Below are 19,301 nucleotides of genomic sequence, written 5' to 3'. Positions count from 1 at the left end.
CGGCCCTGCGGGAAGTATCGCGGTGACGAATGCGCGGGCTGTGGCGGCCATTGAGCGGCATGCCCGACTCGTTCCAGATTTCCCGTCGCCGGGGATCGCTTTCAAAGATCTGACCCCAGTTCTCGCTGACGCCGACGGCCTCGATGCGGTCGTCGACGCATTGGCTCGGGCGTGCGAGGGGGCCGATATGGTTGCGGGCATCGACGCCCGCGGTTTTCTGCTGGGCGGGGCCGTGGCGCGGCAACTCGGTACCGGCCTCATCGCTGTTCGGAAGGGCGGCAAGCTACCGCCGCCGGTCCTGGGTATTGATTACGAACTCGAATACGGTACGGCACGCCTGGAGATTCCCGCTGACGGAATTGACCTGACGGGTCGACGAGTCGCTGTTATCGACGACGTTCTCGCCACCGGGGGCACACTGGTTGCCGCTGCGACGCTCCTCGAGCAGGCTGGCGCGCAGGTGCATATTTTTGCCGTCATTATGGAATTGGCCGGTTTTACCGGTCGGGCAGCGATCTCGTCGAACATCTCGGAATCCGTGCAGGTGCATACGATCTGCGAAGGCTGAGTACGATCGCCATATGAGCGATCCCGACACTAAGCGCCCGGACGACAGTTCTCCGCTGAGTTCGCGCCGCGTGCGTGCGCGACTTGCCCGTCGGATGACGGCTGCCCCGCGCAGCGGTGTCGCTCCCGTGCTCGAGCCCCTTGTCACGCTGCACCGCGAGGTGTATCCGAAGGCCGACGTTGCGGTCCTGTCGCAGGCGTATGCCGTTGCTGACGAGCACCACGCCGGGCAGTTCCGGAAGTCGGGCGACCCCTACATCACGCATCCGCTCGCGGTCGCCACCATCCTGGCCGACCTCGGGATGGACACGATCACCTTGGTTGCGGCGTTGCTGCACGACACCGTTGAAGACACCGGTTACTCGCTTGCTCAGTTGGAGCAGGACTTCGGTACCGAGGTTGCGCACTTGGTCGACGGCGTCACCAAACTCGACAAGGTGGCGCTTGGCAGCGCCGCCGAAGCCGAGACGATCCGCAAGATGATCATCGCGATGGCCCGGGACCCCCGGGTTTTGGTTATCAAGGTCGCCGACCGGTTGCACAATATGCGGACCATGCGCTTCCTCCCACCGGAAAAGCAGGCACGCAAGGCGCGGGAGACGCTGGAAGTTATTGCGCCGCTTGCTCATCGCCTCGGCATGGCGACGGTGAAATGGGAACTTGAGGACCTGGCGTTCGCGATTTTGCACCCCAAGAAGTACGAGGAGATTGTTCGCCTCGTCGCCGATCGCGCACCGAGTCGCGATACCTACCTGGCGCGAGTTCGCAGTGATCTCAATAACGCCCTTGGCGGTTCGCGGATCACCGCGACGGTCGAAGGTCGACCCAAGCACTATTGGTCGATCTATCAGAAGATGATCGTCAAGGGTAAAGACTTCGACGACATCCATGATCTTGTCGGCATGCGAATCCTGTGCGACGAAGTGCGTGATTGTTACGCCGCGATCGGCGTGGTGCACTCCCTATGGCAGCCGATGGCGGGCCGCTTCAAGGACTACATTGCGCAGCCCAGTTTTGGTGTCTACCAGTCCCTGCACACCACAGTGATCGGCCCGGAGGGCAAGCCCCTGGAGGTGCAGATCCGCACGTTCGAGATGCACCGCACTGCGGAGTTCGGCATCGCCGCGCACTGGCGATATAAGGAAGGTCGGAAAGGCAAGGGGCGCAAGTCGACTGACGTCGCTGAAGTCGACGACATGGCGTGGATGCGCCAGTTGCTCGACTGGCAGCGTGAAGCTGCGGATCCCGGCGAATTTCTGGAGTCGTTGCGTTACGACCTGGCGGTCAAAGAGATCTTCGTCTTTACCCCGAAGGGCGACGTCGTCACGTTGCCCGCCGGTTCGACCCCCGTCGACTTCGCGTACGCCGTCCACACGGAGGTCGGTCACCGATGCATCGGTGCGCGCGTCAACGGGCGCCTCGTCGCGTTGGAGCGGGCGCTGGAGAACGGCGAGGTCGTTGAGGTCTTCACGTCGAAGGCCGAGAGTGCCGGACCGAGTAAGGACTGGGAGAACTTCGTTGTCTCGCCGCGGGCCAAGGCGAAGATCCGGCAGTGGTTCGCGAAGGAGCGTCGAGAAGAGGCCCTTGAAGCTGGCAAGGAAGCGATCATCAAGGAAGTCCGCCGCGGCGGCCTGCCTGTGCATCGCCTACTGTCTGGAGAGTCAATTACGGCGCTCGCCAAGGAATTTGGCTTCAACGACGTTGACGCGCTTTACACGGCCGTTGGGGACCATCACGTGCCTGCCGGGCGCGTGGTGCATCGACTCGTGGCGATGCTTGGGGGAGTCGACGCCGCCGAGGAAGAGATTGCGAACCGGGCGACTCCATCTACCACCACGCGTCGTCGCCAGAGTGGTGACAGTGGCGTGGTGGTTGAGGGCGTCGACAATATCCTGGTCAAGCTGGCCAAGTGCTGTACCCCGGTGCCGGGCGACGAGATCCTTGGGTTTGTGACGCGCGGTGGCGGCGTGAGTGTGCACCGGGTTGACTGCACCAACGCCGACGACCTGCGATCGCAGCCGGAACGACTGATGCCGGTCAATTGGGCACCGAATCCGTCGTCGGTGTTCTTGGTCGCAATCCAGGTGGAGGCACTCGACCGGCATCGGTTGTTGTCGGACGTGACGCGCGTTTTGGCCGACGAACGTGTCAACATTCTGTCGGCGACCCTGACGACCAACCGGGACCGCGTTGCCGTCAGCAAATTCACCTTTGAAATGGGTGATCCAAAGCATTTGGGTCACGTCCTGAACGTTGTCCGCAACGTTGAAGGCGTCTACGACGTCTACCGCGTCACCTCTGCCGCGTAAACGATCGTCGGTTTCGGTGAACGACAAACGGCCGTCTCCCTCTCGGGAGACGGCCGTTTGGCTTAGGTTGAAACTTACTCGGTGACCGAAGTGGACTTGATCTCGAGCGGAGTCTTCGGGAAGCCGTTTTCTGCGGTCCCGATCGGGCCCGGGTCGATACCGCCTTCGACGACTTTGTCGATGACCTTCATGCCGGCTTCGTCGACCTTGCCGATGACGGCGAGCGTCGGGGTCAGCTGGGAATCTTTGGTGACGATGAAGAACTGGGCGCTGCCGGTATCGAACGTTTGCGTCTGTTCGTTATTGCGGTTCGCAATCGCCACTGTGCCGCGCGGGTAGATCACCGGGGGAGTCATCCCCATCTGAATCATCTGCGGGTTCACATCGCCCGATGCCAGGTCGGTGGGATTCTCATCCGGGCTCGACCATCCCGGCGAACCGGCGCCGGTGCGGGTCGGGTCGCCACACTGCAAGACGTGGAGGTTCTCGGACTGCGCGAGGCGGTGGCACGACGTGCCGTCGTAGAACTTATTGTTCGACAACGAGATCACGGCATTCACATTGCACGGTGCCGATGACCGTTCCAGGGTGACGGGAACGTTGCCCATATTGGTCTTGAGCGTCCAGTCGACGGTGCCGGTGTTCAAGGTGCGACTCGGAGGCGTCGGGGACGTACGGGCGTCCTTGCTGCCTTCCTTCATGAACTTCAAATATTCCTCACCCTTGGCCTTTTGCTCGGCGGGCGCGGCCTTGACCTGCTCTTCGATGCTCTTCAAGGTGTCGTTCCAGTTATCGGGCGACGCCGTGTAAGTGCACTCGGTGTGCCGCTGGTTGTCCCAGTGGCGGTAGTAAAAGTAGCCACCGACGGCCACGGCGGCGAGCACGGCGACGCTGGCCACCGAGATGATCGTGATCCTCCGCTGGCGCGCGGCCATTCGCTCTTGTTCGAGCCGCTCTTCCAGCTTGCGGCGGGCGGCGTCGCGACGCTCTTCGTTGGACGACACGCTGGTGGAACCTCCTGTGCGGCGTGGGATGTGGCACTGCCAGCCGGCTAGTTCGGGCTGTGGAATGTTGCACTGGCTGTGCAGCGCGCCCCATGCTATCGCAGCATCCTTGTCGGTCGATGAGACAATAGGCCTCAACGTGTCGTCCGAGTGTTTCGCCGGGCGCAAATGAGGAGGCCAACACTCGTGCTGATCGCCGGATTCCCCGCCGGAATGTTTCAAACCAACTGCTACTTGGTGGCGCAAGATCGTGGAAGTGATGCGGTCATCATCGACCCGGGCCAGGATGCCGCGCCGCAGGTACGGCAGGCGCTGGCCGAGTACGAACTGACGCCGGTGGCGATCTTCTTGACGCACGGACATCTCGATCACACGTGGAACGCGACGGAACTGGCCGATGAGTATTCGATCCCTGTCTACATCCACGCTGATGACCGCGGCATGTTGACCGAACCGGGATTGGGTTTGGGAAGCGCGCTGTCGTCGATGATTGGCGACATGACGTTTACCGAACCGGAGAAGGTCATCGAATTCGTCGACGGCGAGGACGTCGATGCGGCCGGTATTCGCTGGGCCGTCGACCATGCGCCAGGTCACTCGCTCGGGAGCGTGCTGCTGAGCCCCGACAGCGCAGAAGTCTGCTTCTCCGGAGACGTACTGTTCAATGGATCTATCGGTCGTACCGACTTGCCTGGCGGCAGCCATCAGCAGTTGCTCGATTCAATCGCCGCCAAACTGTTGGTGCGCGACGACGATGTGGTGATCTTGCCGGGTCACGGTCCGCAGACGACGATCGGTGCTGAGAAGGCGTCGAACCCGTTTCTCTTGGATTTGCCCGATGCGAATAAGAAAGGACGTTTCGGTCTGTGAGTGGAGAATTTGCCGCACCGAAAGGCATTCCCGACTATTACCCGCCAGCGTCAGCGGATTTCCTCGCTGTCCGCGAGGCGTTGACGTCGGCCGCTCATCGTGCCGGGTACGGCCATATCGAGTTGCCGATCTTCGAAGACACCGCGTTGTTCGCGCGCGGGGTCGGCGAGTCGACCGATGTCGTCAGCAAGGAGATGTACACCTTCGCTGACCGCGGCGACCGCTCGGTGACGCTTCGCCCGGAAGGGACTGCTGGCGTGATGCGCGCTGTCATCCAGCACGGTCTCGACCGCGGCCAGCTTCCGGTGAAGCTTTGCTACGCCGGCCCGTTCTTCCGCTACGAGCGTCCGCAGGCTGGCCGCTATCGCCAGTTGCAGCAGGTCGGCATCGAGGCAATCGGCATTGACGATCCGGCGCTCGACGCCGAGGTTATTGCCGTCGCCGATGAGGGGTACAAGAGCCTCGGACTGTCGGGCTACCGGCTTGAACTGACCTCGCTCGGCGACGACACCTGCCGCCCGCAGTACCGGGAAGCATTGCAGCAGTTCCTCTTCGGCCTGGATCTCGACGAGGCGACCCGCGAACGCGCGGCGATCAACCCGCTCCGGGTACTCGATGACAAGCGTCCGGAGATCAAGGAGATGACTGCGGGGGCCCCGCTGATGCTCGATCACCTCAGCGACTCCGCCCGCGATCACTTCGCTGAGGTTCGTGCGCACCTGGACCGGCTGGGCGTCGACTATGTCATCAATCCGCGTCTGGTGCGCGGCCTGGATTACTACACCAAGACCACCTTCGAGTTCGTCCACGACGGTCTCGGCGCGCAGTCCGGCATCGGTGGTGGCGGCCGCTACGACGGCCTAATGCGTCAAATCGGTGGCAAGCAGGAACTGTCCGGCATCGGCTTCGGGATCGGCGTGGACCGCACCGTCCTCGCGTTGGCCGCCGAGGGCGTCTCGGTGGCCAGCCAAGGTCGCGTTCAGGTGTTTGGTGTCCCGATGGGTGCCGAAGCTAAGAGCGAACTTGTTGCCCTCGCCGCGCAACTGCGTGCGGTCGGGATCTCGATCGACCTCGCTTACGGTGACCGCGCGCTCAAGGGTGCAATGAAGGCCGCTGACCGGTCCGGCGCGCGTATTGCGCTGGTGCTCGGCGACCGTGAGCTCGCCGAGCGGACGATCGAGCTGAAAGACCTGTCGAACGGTCAGCAGCAGAAGATCGCTCTGGGCGATGTGATCGGTACCGTGCAGCAGGTGCTGGCGACGCCCGTCAGCTAACTGACGGATCTGGCCAAGAGCCGGAACCTTACCCGTAAAAGGCAGAATCCCCGTCCAGGACGGGGATTCTGCCTTTTACGAGTTCAGATGCTGAGTCTGCCGGTCCGTTAGATGTCGTTGGTGGCGAAGGTATTGCAGCGCTGTGGGTCGCCGCCGTTGTAGCCGATCTTGAACCAGCGGACGCGCTGTTCGGCGCTGCCGTGGGTCCAGCCCTCGGGGTTCGAGCGGGCACCCTGGATGGTGTCGTCGCCGATCGCCTTGGCCGATTTGATGACGGTGGCGATCTGTTCCTCGGTCAGCGGCTTAAGTGTCGCTTCAGGGCCCTTGTCTGCGTGATATGCCCACACCCCGGCCAGGCAGTCAGCCTGCAGTTCGATGCGAACCGATCCGGCATTGCCCAACCGTTGTCCCTTGGCGAGGACTCCCGTCATGTTTTCCACGTGGTGCCCGTATTCGTGGGCGACGACGTACTCCTGGGCGAGCGGACCGTCGGATCCGCCCATCCGCTTGAGGTCAGCGAAGAACGACGGATCGAAGTAGGCGGTCTGGTCGGCGGGGCAGTAGAACGGGCCCATCGCCGACGATGCCGGACCGCAGGCAGTTTGGACGGTCCCGGTGAAGATCGTCATCTGGGGTTCGACGTAACCGGGCATCAGATTCGACCAGACTTTATTAACGCTGATGGCGGTGGCCTTCAGACGGCACACGTCGTCGGTGTTGGCGTCTTCAACGGTGCAATTGTCCAACCGCTGCTGCAGTTCCGAAACATCGGCACTGTTTGTTGGGCCAGCATTGCCACCCCCGAGAAAATCTCCGGGATTCATTCCAAACAGCAGGGCGACCACTGCCAGAATGATGCCGAGGCCACCACCGACGGCGATCTTGCCGCCACGACCGCCACTGCCGCCCGCCGATACATTCCCACCCTCAAGGGGACCACTACCTTGAAATGTCATGCCGCAACAGTAGCGGGCAAATGCGGCCAACTGTGGGCTCATTGGGCCGGGTCCGTAGAATTGGGTCCAATAGCGTGAATCCTGGCAGCTTGGTGCTGCGCAGAATGGAAGGAACATAGTGCTTCGCACTCATTTCGCCGGATCGTTGCGTCGCGAGGACGCCTCGCAGACAGTCACTGTCGTCGGTTGGGTCGCGCGTCGTCGCGATCACGGCGGGGTCGTGTTCATTGATCTCCGTGACTCTTCTGGCTTGGTGCAGGTGGTGTTCCGCGACGAGACGGTCGCCGAGGCTGCGCACCACCTTCGCTCCGAGTACGCCGTCCAGGTTGTCGGCGACGTCGAACTGCGCCCCGAAGGCAGTGAGAACGCGGCATTGGCGTCGGGCGCCATCGAGATCAACGCTCGCGAACTGGTGGTGCTGAACGAGTCGGCACCGCTGCCTTTCCAGTTGGACGAGCAGCCGGGCGAAGAGACGCGCCTGCGGTACCGCTACCTCGACCTGCGCCGCGAAGGGCCGGCCAAGGCAATTCGCCTGCGGTCGGATGTGAACAAGGCGGCACGCTCGGTCCTCGACGCACACGACTTTGTGGAGATTGAAACCCCGACCTTGACGCGGTCGACCCCCGAGGGTGCCCGCGACTTCCTGGTGCCTGCACGACTGCAGCCGGGCTCGTTCTACGCCTTGCCGCAGAGCCCACAGCTGTTCAAGCAGCTGCTGATGGTGGCTGGCATGGAGCGTTACTACCAGATTGCGCGTTGCTACCGCGACGAGGATTTCCGCGCTGACCGCCAGCCCGAGTTCACCCAGCTCGACGTCGAAATGAGCTTTGTCGACGAAGACGACGTGATCGCGCTCGCCGAAGAAGTGTTGGTTGCGCTGTGGAAGTTGATTGGCGTCGAGTTGACGACTCCCATTCCGCGGATGACCTACGCCGAGGCGATGCGTCGCTTTGGTAGCGATAAGCCCGACCTGCGTTTCGACATCGAGTTGGTCGAGTGCACCGAATTCTTTGCCGACACCCCGTTCCGTGTGTTCAAGGCGCCGTACGTCGGCGCCGTGGTGATGCCGGGTGGCGCATCGCAGCCGCGTCGCCAGCTCGACGCATGGCAGGAATGGGCCAAGCAGCGCGGTGCACGTGGCCTCGCATACGTCCTGGTTCAAGAAGACGGCACGCTGACCGGTCCGGTCGCCAAGAACATCTCCGACGCCGAGCGCGAAGGAATTGCCGCGCACGTCGGTGCCAAGCCGGGCGACTGCGTCTTCTTCGCCGCCGGTGCGGTCAAGTCCTCGCGCGCCCTGTTGGGTGCGGCGCGCGGTGAAATCGCTACCAAGCTCGACCTCATCAAGGAAGGCGACTGGGCATTCACCTGGGTTGTCGACGCGCCGCTCTTTGAGCCTGCTGATGATGCGACCGCCGCGGGCGACGTCGCGGTCGGTTCGGGTGCCTGGACGGCCGTGCACCACGCGTTTACCTCGCCGAAGCCGGAATCGCTGGAGAACCTTGAAGCCAACCCGGGCGACGCGCTCGCCTATGCCTACGACATTGTCTGCAATGGCAACGAAATCGGCGGTGGCTCGATCCGTATCCATCGTCGCGATCTGCAGGAACGCATCTTCAAGATCATGGGTATCAGCGAAGAGGAGGCGCAGGAGAAGTTCGGCTTCCTGCTCGACGCCTTCGCGTACGGTGCGCCGCCCCACGGTGGTTTCGCCATGGGCTGGGACCGCATCACCGCGCTGTTGGCCGGTGAGCCGTCGATCCGCGAGGTCATCGCCTTCCCGAAGTCGGGCGGCGGCGTCGACCCGCTGACCGATGCGCCTGCCCCGATCACCCCGGAGCAGCGCAAGGAATCGGGTATCGATAGCAAGCCGAAGGTGAAGCCCGATACCGCCGCAGGTGACGCTAAGAGTGACGACAAGGCCGCGGACGCCTGAGGAACCGATGACCGTGATTGCTGACGACCAAATCGCGTCAGTTCTGGGAGCTGCCGAGGCCGTCCTGGCGAAGCGAGCGGGCACCATGGTGCGCCTCGACGACCCGGAGGACCTCGGCGGCACAGGACGTTCAACCGTGTTGCGAGCCCGCGTGCTCGATAACCCGGTGTCTCTCGACCGCACCGTGGTGGTGAAGGCGTTCGACGAGCAGACGCCAGCATCGCAGGTACTGCGCGAAATCGCGTCGTACCGTTACGCGACGGCGCTGCCGACGAATTCCCGACCCGGCCCGCAGCTGTTGGCTTCGGAACTCGCGGCCCGCGTGCTGGTTTTGACCGACTTGGGTCACGGACGTTCGATGGTGGAGGTACTGGGCTCCACCGACGAGGACGAGGTTGGGCGCGGGGTGAGCGCTTGGGGCCAAGCCCTCGGACGTATGCACGCCGCGACGCTGGGTGGCGAGGACGACTTTGCGACCCTCATGCGAATCAGCGGACGTGACCGCGGCGGCAAAGGCATTCGGGTTACCGCGACCGGCGGTGGGATCGCTGCGGAAGCTTCCGCCTCGGTGGCCGCGCACGAGGAAATCCTCGCCAAGCTTGACCTGACGTTGCCGTCGGGGTCGCGCGAATTTCTCGCCGATGCGCTGAATCTGTTCGACGGCGGTGATTTCCGAGCTTTCAGCCCGGCCGATGTGGGTCCTGAGAACATCTTGATCAACGGGGCGGGCGTCCAGTTCATGGACTACGAGTGGGGCGTATTCCGCGATGCGACCCTCGACGTTGGCTATGCGTTGGCGACCTTCCCGGCTCGCCTTTCCGTTGAGGTGCTCGGTGCACGGCAGGACCTTGAGCGGTTGCTGTACGACGCGTGGCGCGGCGAAGTGAAACCGTTATGGCCGTCGATCAGTGAGCAGAATCTGGCGCGCAGGATCTTCAAAGCACGGGCACTGTGGGTATGGCTGTCGACGTACTGGATGATTCGTGGCGACCAGAGCGGACACGACTGGGCCCTGCACACCACTGATGCCCGCGTCGTCTTGTCGCGCTGGGCCGACCTCGCCGATGCGGGCGAGACGGTCGGTGCGATTGATGAGATTGTCGATGCCGCCGACCGGATGCAAGAAGCTCTTCGCCTTTACTGGTTTGGGTGAGTGGACGCCCGTGACTGACGGACTGTTCGACGACGAGGGCACCGATGGCACCGCCACTGCGGGCTCGGCCGAGTCCGCGACGCGACCGCCGCTTGCTGTTCGGATGCGGCCGTCGTCCCTGGACGAGATCGTCGGACAGTCGCACCTGCTGGGCGAGCGTGCGCCGCTACGCAGGCTGATCGCCGGATCGGGTGCGGCATCGGTACTGCTCTACGGCCCTCCGGGCACCGGTAAGACGACGATGGCGTCGCTCATCAGTCAGGCGACCGGCGGACGTTTCGAGGCGCTGTCGGCGCTGTCGTCGGGCGTCAAGGAAGTCCGGGCGGTGATCGAGTTGGCACGCCGCCGACTGGCTCAGGGGCAGCAGACGGTGCTGTTTATCGACGAGGTTCACCGCTTCTCCAAGACACAGCAGGATGCCCTTCTCGATGCGGTCGAAAACCGCATCGTGCTGCTGGTCGCGGCAACCACCGAGAATCCGTCCTTTTCGGTGGTTGCGCCGCTGCTGTCACGATCGCTGGTGCTGCAGTTGCGGTCGCTCGACGACAACGACATCAAGACCGTGCTTGCGAGGGCGGTGGACGATCCGCGTGGCCTTAACGGTGCCGTCTCGCTAACCGACGAGGCCGTGGATCATCTCGTCGCCGTTGCCGGTGGTGATGCCCGCCGCGCGCTGACCGCGTTGGAGGCGAGCGCCGACGCCGCCGACGATGGCGGAGTAATCGACATCGCCGATGTGGAAGCGGCAATAGACAAGGCGGCCGTCCGATATGATCGCGACGGCGATCAGCACTACGACGTCACCAGTGCGTTCATCAAATCGATCCGCGGCTCGGATGTCGATGCCGCCCTGCACTACCTCGCACGCATGATTGCGGCGGGGGAGGATCCACGATTCATCGCGCGCCGACTGATGATTCACGCGAGTGAAGACGTCGGTATGGCCGATCCGATGGCGTTGCAAACCGCTGTTGCTGCGGGACAAGTGGTGGCGCTGGTCGGCATGCCGGAGGCGCAGTTGGCCCTGGCGCAAGCCACCATCCACTTGGCGACGGCACCAAAGTCGGGTGCCGTGACGTCGGCGCTTGGCAAGGCGATGAGCGACATTTCCGCAGGTAAAGCCGGTGCGGTGCCGCCGTCGCTGCGCGATGGGCATTACGCGGGGGCCAAGAAGATGGGTAATGCTGTCGGTTATCAGTTCCCGCACGACGACCCCGACGGTGTCCTCGCCCAGCAGTATCCGCCCGACCCGCTGGTGGGTGTCGACTACTACGAGCCGACCGACCACGGTTTTGAACGTGAACTTGGTCCGCGGGTGGGACGATTGCGTTCCATCGTGCGCGGACTCACATCCCGAGGGCGCTCGCGCAAATAACCTTGCCGCGCAGCGTAAACTCGACTGTTGATTATCGCCCGACTTACTAAAGGACACCGCTGCAGTGCAGACGCATGAAATCCGGAAGCGTTTCCTGGATCACTTCATCAGGGCAGGACACACCGAGGTACCCAGTGCCTCGCTGATTCTCGACGATCCAAACCTGCTGTTCGTCAATGCCGGCATGGTGCCCTTTAAGCCGTACTTTTTGGGTGATCAGACGGCGCCATACAACCGCGCCACAAGCGTGCAGAAGTGTGTCCGCACCCTCGACATTGAAGAAGTCGGCATTACCACTCGCCACAACACCTTCTTCCAGATGGCGGGCAACTTCGCATTCGGTGACTACTTCAAACGTGAAGCCATTCATTTCGCTTGGCAGTTGTTGACCAATCCCGTCGACGAAGGCGGCTTTGGGATGGATCCGACCAAGCTGTGGCCGACGGTGTACCTCGACGATGATGAGGCCGAAGCCATTTGGCGCGATGAAATCGGTGTCCCCGCCGAGCGCATCCAGCGTCGTGGCCTGGCCGATAACTTCTGGTCGATGGGCGTCCCCGGACCGTGCGGTCCATGTTCGGAAATCTTCTACGACCGCGGCCCCGAGTACGGCGTCGAAGGCGGCCCGGAAGCCGATGAGGATCGCTACATCGAGATCTGGAATCTCGTGTTCATGGAGAAGATCCGCGGTGAGGGCACCGGCAAGGACAACTACGAGATCCTTGGTGACCTGCCCCGAAAGAACATCGATACCGGTATGGGAATCGAGCGCGTCGCATGCCTGCTTCAGGGCGTCGACAACGTGTACGAGACCGACCTGATGAAACCGATCATCGACCTTGCCGCTCGCCTGACCGGGCGCGCCTACGGCTCGGGTAATCACGAGGACGACGTCCGGTTCCGCGTGGTCGCCGACCATGCACGGACCGCGGCCATGTTGATCGCCGACGGCGTGGTGCCCGGCAATGACGGCCGCGGCTACGTGCTGCGCCGTCTGCTGCGGCGCGTGGTGCGCTCGATGCGTCTGCTCGGTGACGTCCAAGCGGTGATGAACGACATTATTTCGCTGGTCATCGACACGATGAGCCCGTCGTACCCGGAGTTGGAGCAGCAACGCGAGCACATCCTGGCAGTCTCGGTCGCCGAAGAGACGGCGTTCGCCCGCACCCTCGCGGCCGGTTCCAAACTGTTCTCGGAAGCCGCCGACGCCACTCGTAAAGCCGGTAGTTCCTCGATCAGCGGCAACGATGCTTTCACGCTGCACGACACCTATGGCTTCCCGATCGATCTGACCCTCGAGATGGCCGCCGAGGCTGGCCTCGAAGTGGATCGCGAGGGCTTCACCGAGTTGATGGGCGAGCAGCGTCGTCGCGCCAAGGCCGACGCCAGCGCCCGCAAGTCGGCGCACGCCGACCACTCGGTGTACCGCGACTTCCTGGACCGCGGACCCACCGAGTTCACCGGTTTCACCGAATTGGTTTCCGAGGCCCGCGTCTTGGGCCTGGTGGCCGACGGTCAGCGTGTCCGTTCGGCTGCTCCCGGCACCGAACTGGAATTGGTGCTCGATCGCAGTCCGCTGTACGCCGAGTCCGGCGGCCAGATGGCCGACCAGGGCACGATCACCACCGGCGACGGCGTCCGACTGTCGGTCAAGGATGTGCAGAAGGTCGGTAAGAAGGTCTGGCTGCACAAGGTGGTAGTCGACGAAGGTGAGATCGTCGAAGGCGACGAGGTCCTCGCATCGGTCGATGCGGCGTGGCGTCACGGTGCCACTCAGGGGCACTCGGGTACCCACATGGTGCACGCAGCCCTGCGTCAGGTTCTCGGACCCACGGCCACGCAGGCCGGTTCGCTCAACCGACCCGGCTACCTGCGTTTCGACTTCCATGCTGCCTCGGGACTTACCGACGCCCAGCGCGAAGCGATCGAGCAGATCGCCAATCAGGCAGTGGAAGCGAACTACGCGGTCAATACGTTCGAAACTGACCTTGCCAAGGCCAAGGCGATGGGCGCGATGGCGCTCTTCGGCGAAAACTACGGTGACGAGGTTCGCGTCGTCGAAATCGGTGGACCGTTCTCGATGGAACTCTGCGGCGGTACGCACGTCTCGAGTTCGGCGCAGATCGGCCCCATCACAGTGATCGGCGAGTCGTCTGTCGGATCGGGAACGCGTCGCGTCGAGGCCTACGTCGGCATGGACTCGTTCCGCTACCTATCGCGCGAGCGGGCCCTCATGGCTGGCCTGGCTTCATCGCTGAAGGTGCCGTCGGAAGAGGTGCCGGACCGCGTCGAGCAACTGGTCCTCAAGCTGAAGGAAGCAGAGAAGACCCTCGACTCGCTCCGCGCCGAACAGGCTCGCGCCGCGGTTGCCAACCTGGTCGATCAGGGTGTCACGGTCGGCGAAACCTTGGTGGTCGCGGCACGTGTTGCCGACGGCATCGACGCCAACGGGCTCCGGACCTTGGTGACCGACCTGCGGGGCCGCATCGCTGACCGCAACGCTGTCGTCGCGTTGTTCTCGGCTGCCGGTGACAAGGTTCCATTCGCCATCGGCACCACCGATGCGGCCCGCAATGCGGGTATCAAAGCGGGCGACTTGGTTCGCGAAGTCGCACCGCTGGTCGCCGGACGCGGTGGCGGCAAGCCCGACCTCGCACAGGGTTCGGGCACCGATGCCGCAGGTATCGACGCGGCCTTGGTCCGCCTCCGCGAGGTTGTCGGCGACCGGTGATCTCACCTCGCGGGCGGCGCGTGGCCGTTGACGTCGGAAGCGTCCGTGTGGGGGTTGCCGTATGTGACCCCGACGGGATCCTGGCGACCCCGGTGGAAACGATTCGTCGTGCCAAAGATGGTTCGGATGTTGCTCGCCTGGTGGAGATCATCACCGAGTACGAGGCGATCGGCGTGATCATCGGGCTGCCGAAGACACTGCGGGACGAAGAAGGGCCCGCCGTCCGTGCGGCGCGCTACTTCGGGCGGCAGTTGACGGCCGAACTCGACGACGTCGCGATCGAGTTTTATGACGAACGACTGACCACGGTGACGGCAACTACTGCGTTGCGTGCGTCAGGAGTGAAAGCAAGGGACGCGCGTGCCGTCGTGGATCAGGCGGCTGCGGTCGCTATCCTTCAAGGATGGCTGGACTCACGGCGATGAGCTACGGGGCAACAATGAGGAGTTTTCCGAGTGTCTGATCACGATGACTCGAACGACGTGACCGGTGGACACCGGGAGAATAGGCCACCCGAAGGGGACGGTCGTCGCCAGTATTTCGCCGATTCGATGGGTGCCGGGCAGCCGGGACATCGTCATCGCCGTCGTCGGGCACCCGGTGATCCGACCACGACCGGCAGCATTCCGATTGTCCGCGTTGGGGATTCGCTTCCCGATCCGACGATCGAATACCGCACGCCCGAGCCGCCGACCGGTGAGGCGTCGCCGTATTTCCAGGTTCGATACCGGTCCAGCGATGTGGAGGGTGTGAGCTACTCCAAGCCTCCGGCAGCGGTGCCGCCGACGCAGATCCCGCCGGTGCCTCCGGTACCGCGTCGTCGCGCAGCAGTACCGCCGCCGATGCCGCCAGCGCCCCGTCCGGCACCGGCCAGTCCGGTGGTCCCACAGGTGGCGCCGGAGCCGACGGGACTTTTCGACATTCTTGATGCGACGAGCGATGAGGCCGCCGCGCCGCAAACGCGTTCTGCTGCACCGGCACCCGAGTCGGCGTACGGGGAAACCGCTGAGGTGCGCCCCGAGTATGAACCTGCCGCGTATGAACCTGCCGAGTATGAACCGGCGGCGTTTGAACCGGCCCCAATCGAACCGGAACAGTACGAACCGGCACAGTACGAGTCGCACGCGTACGACTACAACCCGGAGACGGTGATACCGCTCGAGGCGGATGCGCCGCCGTCGGAAAGTCTCGCGCCGGCATTTGCCGCATCGTTCCCGATTGATGATGTCGACAACCATGTCGGATCTGTTGGGGGAGACGACGGCGACGGTGGCGACATCGGTCGGGCGATGCCCGCTCGTAAGCGCAACCGCAAGGTGGTCTTCTCAATCTTGGCGCTGCTGCTTGTGGTCGTGTTGGTTCTCGGCGGCTTCGCCCTGAAGGCGCTCGGTCTTTTTGATTCAAATACCGACTATGACAGCGCCACCGGCAGCGGCTCGGTGCTCGTTGAGATCCCCGCGGACGCTTCGCTCCGAGAAATTGGTGACGAGTTGAGCGACGCTGGCGTTGTCGGCAGTCGGAATGCCTTCGTGAACTCGGTGGGTAATGACACCGTCGCCGCGGGTTTCTACAAGCTTCCGAAGGGGATTTCCGGGCAGGCCGCGGTCGCCAAGATGCAAGACAATGCCAACCGTGTCGGCCGCATGGTGGTGCCAGACGGACTGCAACTCGATTCCAAGAAGGGCATCGACGGCGTTGTTACGCCGGGCATCTTCGAATTGATTTCGAAGGCCACGACGGTCAAGACCGATGATCGCCAGTACGGTGTCAGCGTCCAGCAACTGGCGGAAGCCGCATCGACGGCCACGGCCGCGCAACTGGGCATTCCGTCGTGGGCGATGGACGCTTTCAACCGTATGAAAAGTGATCATCGGCGAATCGAAGGGCTCATTGCTGCCGGGACGTGGGAGGATCTGGACCCAAGTCTCGACGCCGTCGGTCTGCTGAACAAACTGATCACCGCGTCGGCGCAGCGGTTTGCCGCGTGGGGCCTGGAGTCGGGTAACAGTACCGGTCTCAACCCATACCAGACCCTCATCACGGCATCGATCGTCGAACGTGAAGCCCGCCAAGAGCAGGACTTTGCGAAGGTGTCTCGCGTAATCCTGAACCGGTTGAAGGTCGATCAACGACTGGAGATGGATTCGACTGCCAACTACACGGCGCAAATCACCAACATCGACGTCTTCGGCGAGGTCTACGAGGACGAGAACGCGTGGAACACATACCAGCACAAGGGATTGCCGATCACTCCGATTGGTGCAGTCGGCGAGCGGGCGCTTCACGCGACGCTGAACCCGGCTTCCGGTGATTGGCTGTATTTCGTGACGGTCGACAAAGAGGGCACAACCAAGTTCTCGAAAACCTACGAGCAGCAGAAGCGCAACCGTGAGGAAGCGTGCCGCAACAAGTTCCTGACGACCGGCTGCTAGTGCCAGAGCCGTCGATGGGCGCAGTTGGGGCCCGCAAGGCTGCCGTGCTGGGGTCGCCGGTGGCGCATTCGAAGTCGCCCGTCCTGCATCGGGCAGCGTATGCCGCCTTGGGATTGGCTGGTTGGACATACGACGCGATCGACACGACCGCCGAGCAGCTTCCCGAACGCGTCGATACTGCCGGGCCGGAATGGGTGGGTTTCTCGGTGACAATGCCGGGCAAGCTCGCGGCGCTGGCTTTCGCGGATGTGCGTACGCGGCGCGCCGAGCTCATCGGCTCGGCGAACACCCTGGTGCGCATGGCCGATGGGTGGCGGGCAGATTGCACGGACGTCGACGGAATGACCGGAGCACTGGCCCGCGTGGGCTTGCCAACTGACGCCACCCGGGCTGTCGTCATCGGTGCTGGCGGCACGGCCCTGCCGACCGTGGCGGCCCTCGCCGAAGTGGGCATCAACGAGGTCACCGTCGTGGCGCGCAGTGCCGAACGAGCGCGCGGTGTCATCGAGCTGGCCGAACAACTCGGGCTACGTGCGGCGGTGGTCGGATTCGACGCTGACGCCAGTCTGCGCAATGCCTGCGGCGACGCCGAGGTGACCGTGTCGACCGTCCCGGCGGCCGCTGCCGAATCGCTCATTCCCGCCGTTGTCCGGACGTCACGGCTTGTCGACGTCATTTACGATCCCTGGCCCACACCGCTTGCATCGGCGGTCGAACAAGCGGGCGGAACGGTCGTCGGTGGCATTGTGATGCTCCTCAACCAGGCCTTTAGTCAGGTCGAGCAGTTCACCGGCCGCCCCGCTCCCAAGGCCGCGATGGCAGCGGCCGTCGGATTGGGGCCCGGCGAGTTTTAGCCGCTGCGCCCTGGAGGTCGTGCCGGAACCTGTGGATGGCGGGTTCGCCGACGAGAGCCCGATCGCCGGACAATCGGGCCCATGCTGGCATTACCGATGTCGTTCACGTGGTTGGTGGTAGTTCCATGGCTTGTCGCGATTGCGGACATCGACCGACGGACAGGGCAGATCCCCAACGCGCTGGTGCTCCCTGCCATGGTGCTCACCGCGCTAGTTTCGGTGTGGCATCCCACCGTCGGGTTGGCCGCGATGGTCGCCGCAACCCCGTATGCCGCGGCATTCGCGATGCGCACCTGTGGCGGGGGAGATGTCAAGCTGGCGATAGGTTGCGGGGCACTAGTTTCCGACCCGACATTAGCGGCGTTGCTCGTGGTGGTTGCGGCCGCCGTTTCGTTGGTGCTGTGCGCGGTGAGGAAGCGATCACGGCTGCCGCACGGCCCGGCCCTGGCTGGCTCAACGGTGGCGTTCTTGGTGCTGCTTCAGGTGCTTGAGTAACCGACGAAAAGTCGCATTTGGGCAGCCGCAGTCCGGCACCGTCCGCCTGACTGTGTCTTTATGCGCGGCGTCTGGAACAATTGACCATTGTGTTGCGATGGATAACTGCCGGAGAATCCCATGGACCGGCCCTGGTGGCCCTCGTTGAGGGGATGGTCGCCGGTGTGGAAGTCACCTCGTCCGACATCTCCGAACAACTGGCACGTCGGCGCCTCGGCTACGGTCGCGGTGCCCGCATGAAGTTTGAGGCCGATAAAGTCACCGTGATCGGTGGTGTTCGTCATGGGCTGACCATGGGCGGACCGGTTGCTGTGGAAATCGGCAACACCGAATGGCCCAAGTGGGAGCAGGTCATGTCGGCCGACCCCGTCGACGCCGAAGAACTGGAAGGCAGCGCACGCAATGCCGCGCTGACTCGTCCTCGGCCGGGCCACGCCGACTACTCGGGCATGCTCAAGTACGGCTTCGACGACGCACGCCCGGTTCTGGAGCGCGCAAGCGCACGGGAGACCGCTGCCCGCGTGACCGCAGGCACCGTCGCCCGGAACTTTCTGCGTCAGGTCTTCGGGATCGAGGTGATCTCGCACGTCATCTCCATTGGTGCCAGCACGCCGTACGACGGCCCGTCGCCCAGTTACGCTGACCTCGAAGCGATTGACGCCAGCCCCGTGCGTGCGTTCGGTAAGGACGCCGAAGCGGAAATGATCACCCAGATCGACGACGCGAAGCGCGACGGAGACACGCTCGGCGGCGTCGTCGAGGTCATTGTCACCGGGGTTCCCATCGGACTTGGCTCTCACGTCAGCGGCGAGGCTCGTCTCGATTCGCGACTGGCGGGTGCACTCATGGGTATTCAAGCCATCAAGGGTGTGGAAGTTGGCGACGGCTTCGAAACGGCCCGCCGTCGGGGTAGTCAAGCCCACGACGAGATGGTGCCGGGTCCTGACGGTGTGCTGCGTTCGACTAATCGCGCAGGCGGTTTGGAAGGCGGCATGACAAACGGTGAAAGTATCCGCGTCCGTGCCGCCATGAAGCCGATCTCGACAGTTCCGCGTGCTCTGGCGACCATCGACATGAGTACCGGTGAGCCTGCCACGGCCATCCATCAGCGTTCCGACGTGTGTGCGGTCCCTGCGGCCGGCGTCGTTGCGGAAGCCATGGTGGCGCTGGTGGTCGCGCAGGCTGCGCTCGAGAAGTTTGGTGGCGACTCGGCGGCCGAGACGGCAACGAACCTTCGGGGGTACCTCGACGCCATCGAGGCACGTCCGCCGCACCCTCAGCCGTGACCACTCCGGGCGGTGCCCGTCCAGCCCCTTCGAGACATCCGGCCGCCGTGTTGGTTGGA

At 63.6% G+C, this 19,301-nt stretch carries 15 protein-coding genes; 13 read left to right on the top strand and 2 right to left on the bottom strand.

What is annotated here, in order from left to right:
- Positions 1 to 22: 22 nt before the first annotated feature.
- Together AC1L34_RS05570 and AC1L34_RS05565 are read left to right on the top strand one after the other, a co-directional pair.
- A complete protein-coding gene (locus AC1L34_RS05570) occupies positions 23 to 568 on the top strand; it encodes an adenine phosphoribosyltransferase (RefSeq protein WP_480035169.1) in 546 nt (181 codons plus the stop codon).
- A gap of 13 nt (positions 569 to 581) precedes the next feature.
- Entirely contained in the window at positions 582 to 2,876 is a 2,295-nt protein-coding gene (locus AC1L34_RS05565) for a RelA/SpoT family protein (RefSeq protein WP_424296554.1), read from the top strand.
- Between the two features lie 74 nt (positions 2,877 to 2,950).
- Here AC1L34_RS05565 and AC1L34_RS05560 read toward each other — a convergent pair whose 3' ends face one another.
- Entirely contained in the window at positions 2,951 to 3,880 is a 930-nt protein-coding gene (locus AC1L34_RS05560) for a peptidylprolyl isomerase (RefSeq protein WP_424296557.1), read from the bottom strand.
- 186 nt (positions 3,881 to 4,066) lie between these two features.
- On the opposite strand from AC1L34_RS05560, the gene AC1L34_RS05555 reads away from it, so the two are divergent.
- Both AC1L34_RS05555 and hisS read left to right on the top strand, forming a co-directional pair.
- Entirely contained in the window at positions 4,067 to 4,750 is a 684-nt protein-coding gene (locus tag AC1L34_RS05555; RefSeq protein WP_424296558.1) for an MBL fold metallo-hydrolase, read from the top strand.
- On the top strand, positions 4,747 to 6,024 hold the full coding sequence (gene hisS / locus AC1L34_RS05550) for a histidine--tRNA ligase (RefSeq protein ID WP_424296560.1): 1,278 nt from the start codon (positions 4,747 to 4,749) through the stop codon (positions 6,022 to 6,024). The genes AC1L34_RS05555 and hisS overlap by 4 nt, the downstream gene beginning before the upstream one ends.
- A gap of 107 nt (positions 6,025 to 6,131) precedes the next feature.
- On the opposite strand, the gene ypfJ is transcribed toward hisS, so the two are convergent.
- Complete coding sequence (gene ypfJ / locus AC1L34_RS05545) at positions 6,132 to 6,980, bottom strand: KPN_02809 family neutral zinc metallopeptidase (protein WP_424322451.1); 849 nt, start codon at positions 6,978 to 6,980, stop codon at positions 6,132 to 6,134.
- Between the two features lie 118 nt (positions 6,981 to 7,098).
- On the opposite strand from ypfJ, the gene aspS reads away from it, so the two are divergent.
- The 9 genes from aspS to aroC all read left to right on the top strand — a co-directional run bounded on the left by aspS (position 7,099) and on the right by aroC (position 19,242).
- On the top strand, positions 7,099 to 8,916 hold the full coding sequence (gene aspS, locus AC1L34_RS05540; protein WP_424296563.1) for an aspartate--tRNA ligase: 1,818 nt from the start codon (positions 7,099 to 7,101) through the stop codon (positions 8,914 to 8,916).
- Between the two features lie 7 nt (positions 8,917 to 8,923).
- Positions 8,924 to 10,069 (top strand): hypothetical protein, encoded by a 1,146-nt coding sequence (locus AC1L34_RS05535; RefSeq protein WP_424296565.1) that lies wholly within the window; start codon positions 8,924 to 8,926, stop codon positions 10,067 to 10,069.
- 10 nt (positions 10,070 to 10,079) lie between these two features.
- Positions 10,080 to 11,444, top strand: coding sequence for a replication-associated recombination protein A (locus tag AC1L34_RS05530; protein ID WP_424296567.1), 1,365 nt, complete (start codon positions 10,080 to 10,082; stop codon positions 11,442 to 11,444).
- Positions 11,445 to 11,508: 64 nt separating this feature from the next.
- On the top strand, positions 11,509 to 14,175 hold the full coding sequence (gene alaS / locus AC1L34_RS05525) for an alanine--tRNA ligase (RefSeq protein WP_424296569.1): 2,667 nt from the start codon (positions 11,509 to 11,511) through the stop codon (positions 14,173 to 14,175).
- Entirely contained in the window at positions 14,172 to 14,600 is a 429-nt protein-coding gene (ruvX, locus tag AC1L34_RS05520) for a Holliday junction resolvase RuvX (RefSeq protein ID WP_424296570.1), read from the top strand. Before alaS ends, ruvX begins: the two co-directional genes overlap by 4 nt.
- 30 nt (positions 14,601 to 14,630) lie before the next feature.
- Positions 14,631 to 16,607, top strand: coding sequence for an endolytic transglycosylase MltG (gene mltG, locus AC1L34_RS05515; RefSeq protein WP_424323675.1), 1,977 nt, complete (start codon positions 14,631 to 14,633; stop codon positions 16,605 to 16,607).
- 14 nt (positions 16,608 to 16,621) lie between these two features.
- A complete protein-coding gene (locus AC1L34_RS05510; RefSeq protein ID WP_424296580.1) occupies positions 16,622 to 17,461 on the top strand; it encodes a shikimate dehydrogenase in 840 nt (279 codons plus the stop codon).
- Positions 17,462 to 17,542: 81 nt separating this feature from the next.
- Positions 17,543 to 17,956 carry a prepilin peptidase gene (locus AC1L34_RS05505; protein WP_424296573.1) on the top strand — a complete coding sequence of 138 codons (414 nt, stop codon included), beginning with the start codon at positions 17,543 to 17,545 and terminating at the stop codon, positions 17,954 to 17,956.
- 71 nt (positions 17,957 to 18,027) lie between these two features.
- Positions 18,028 to 19,242 (top strand): chorismate synthase, encoded by a 1,215-nt coding sequence (aroC, locus tag AC1L34_RS05500; protein WP_424296582.1) that lies wholly within the window; start codon positions 18,028 to 18,030, stop codon positions 19,240 to 19,242.
- Positions 19,243 to 19,301: the final 59 nt, after the last annotated feature.

The organism is Gordonia sp. 34D (assembly GCF_056682775.1).
The sequence above is the reverse complement of the archived record's forward strand: the minus strand, read 5'-3'. Positions and strand labels throughout refer to the sequence as shown.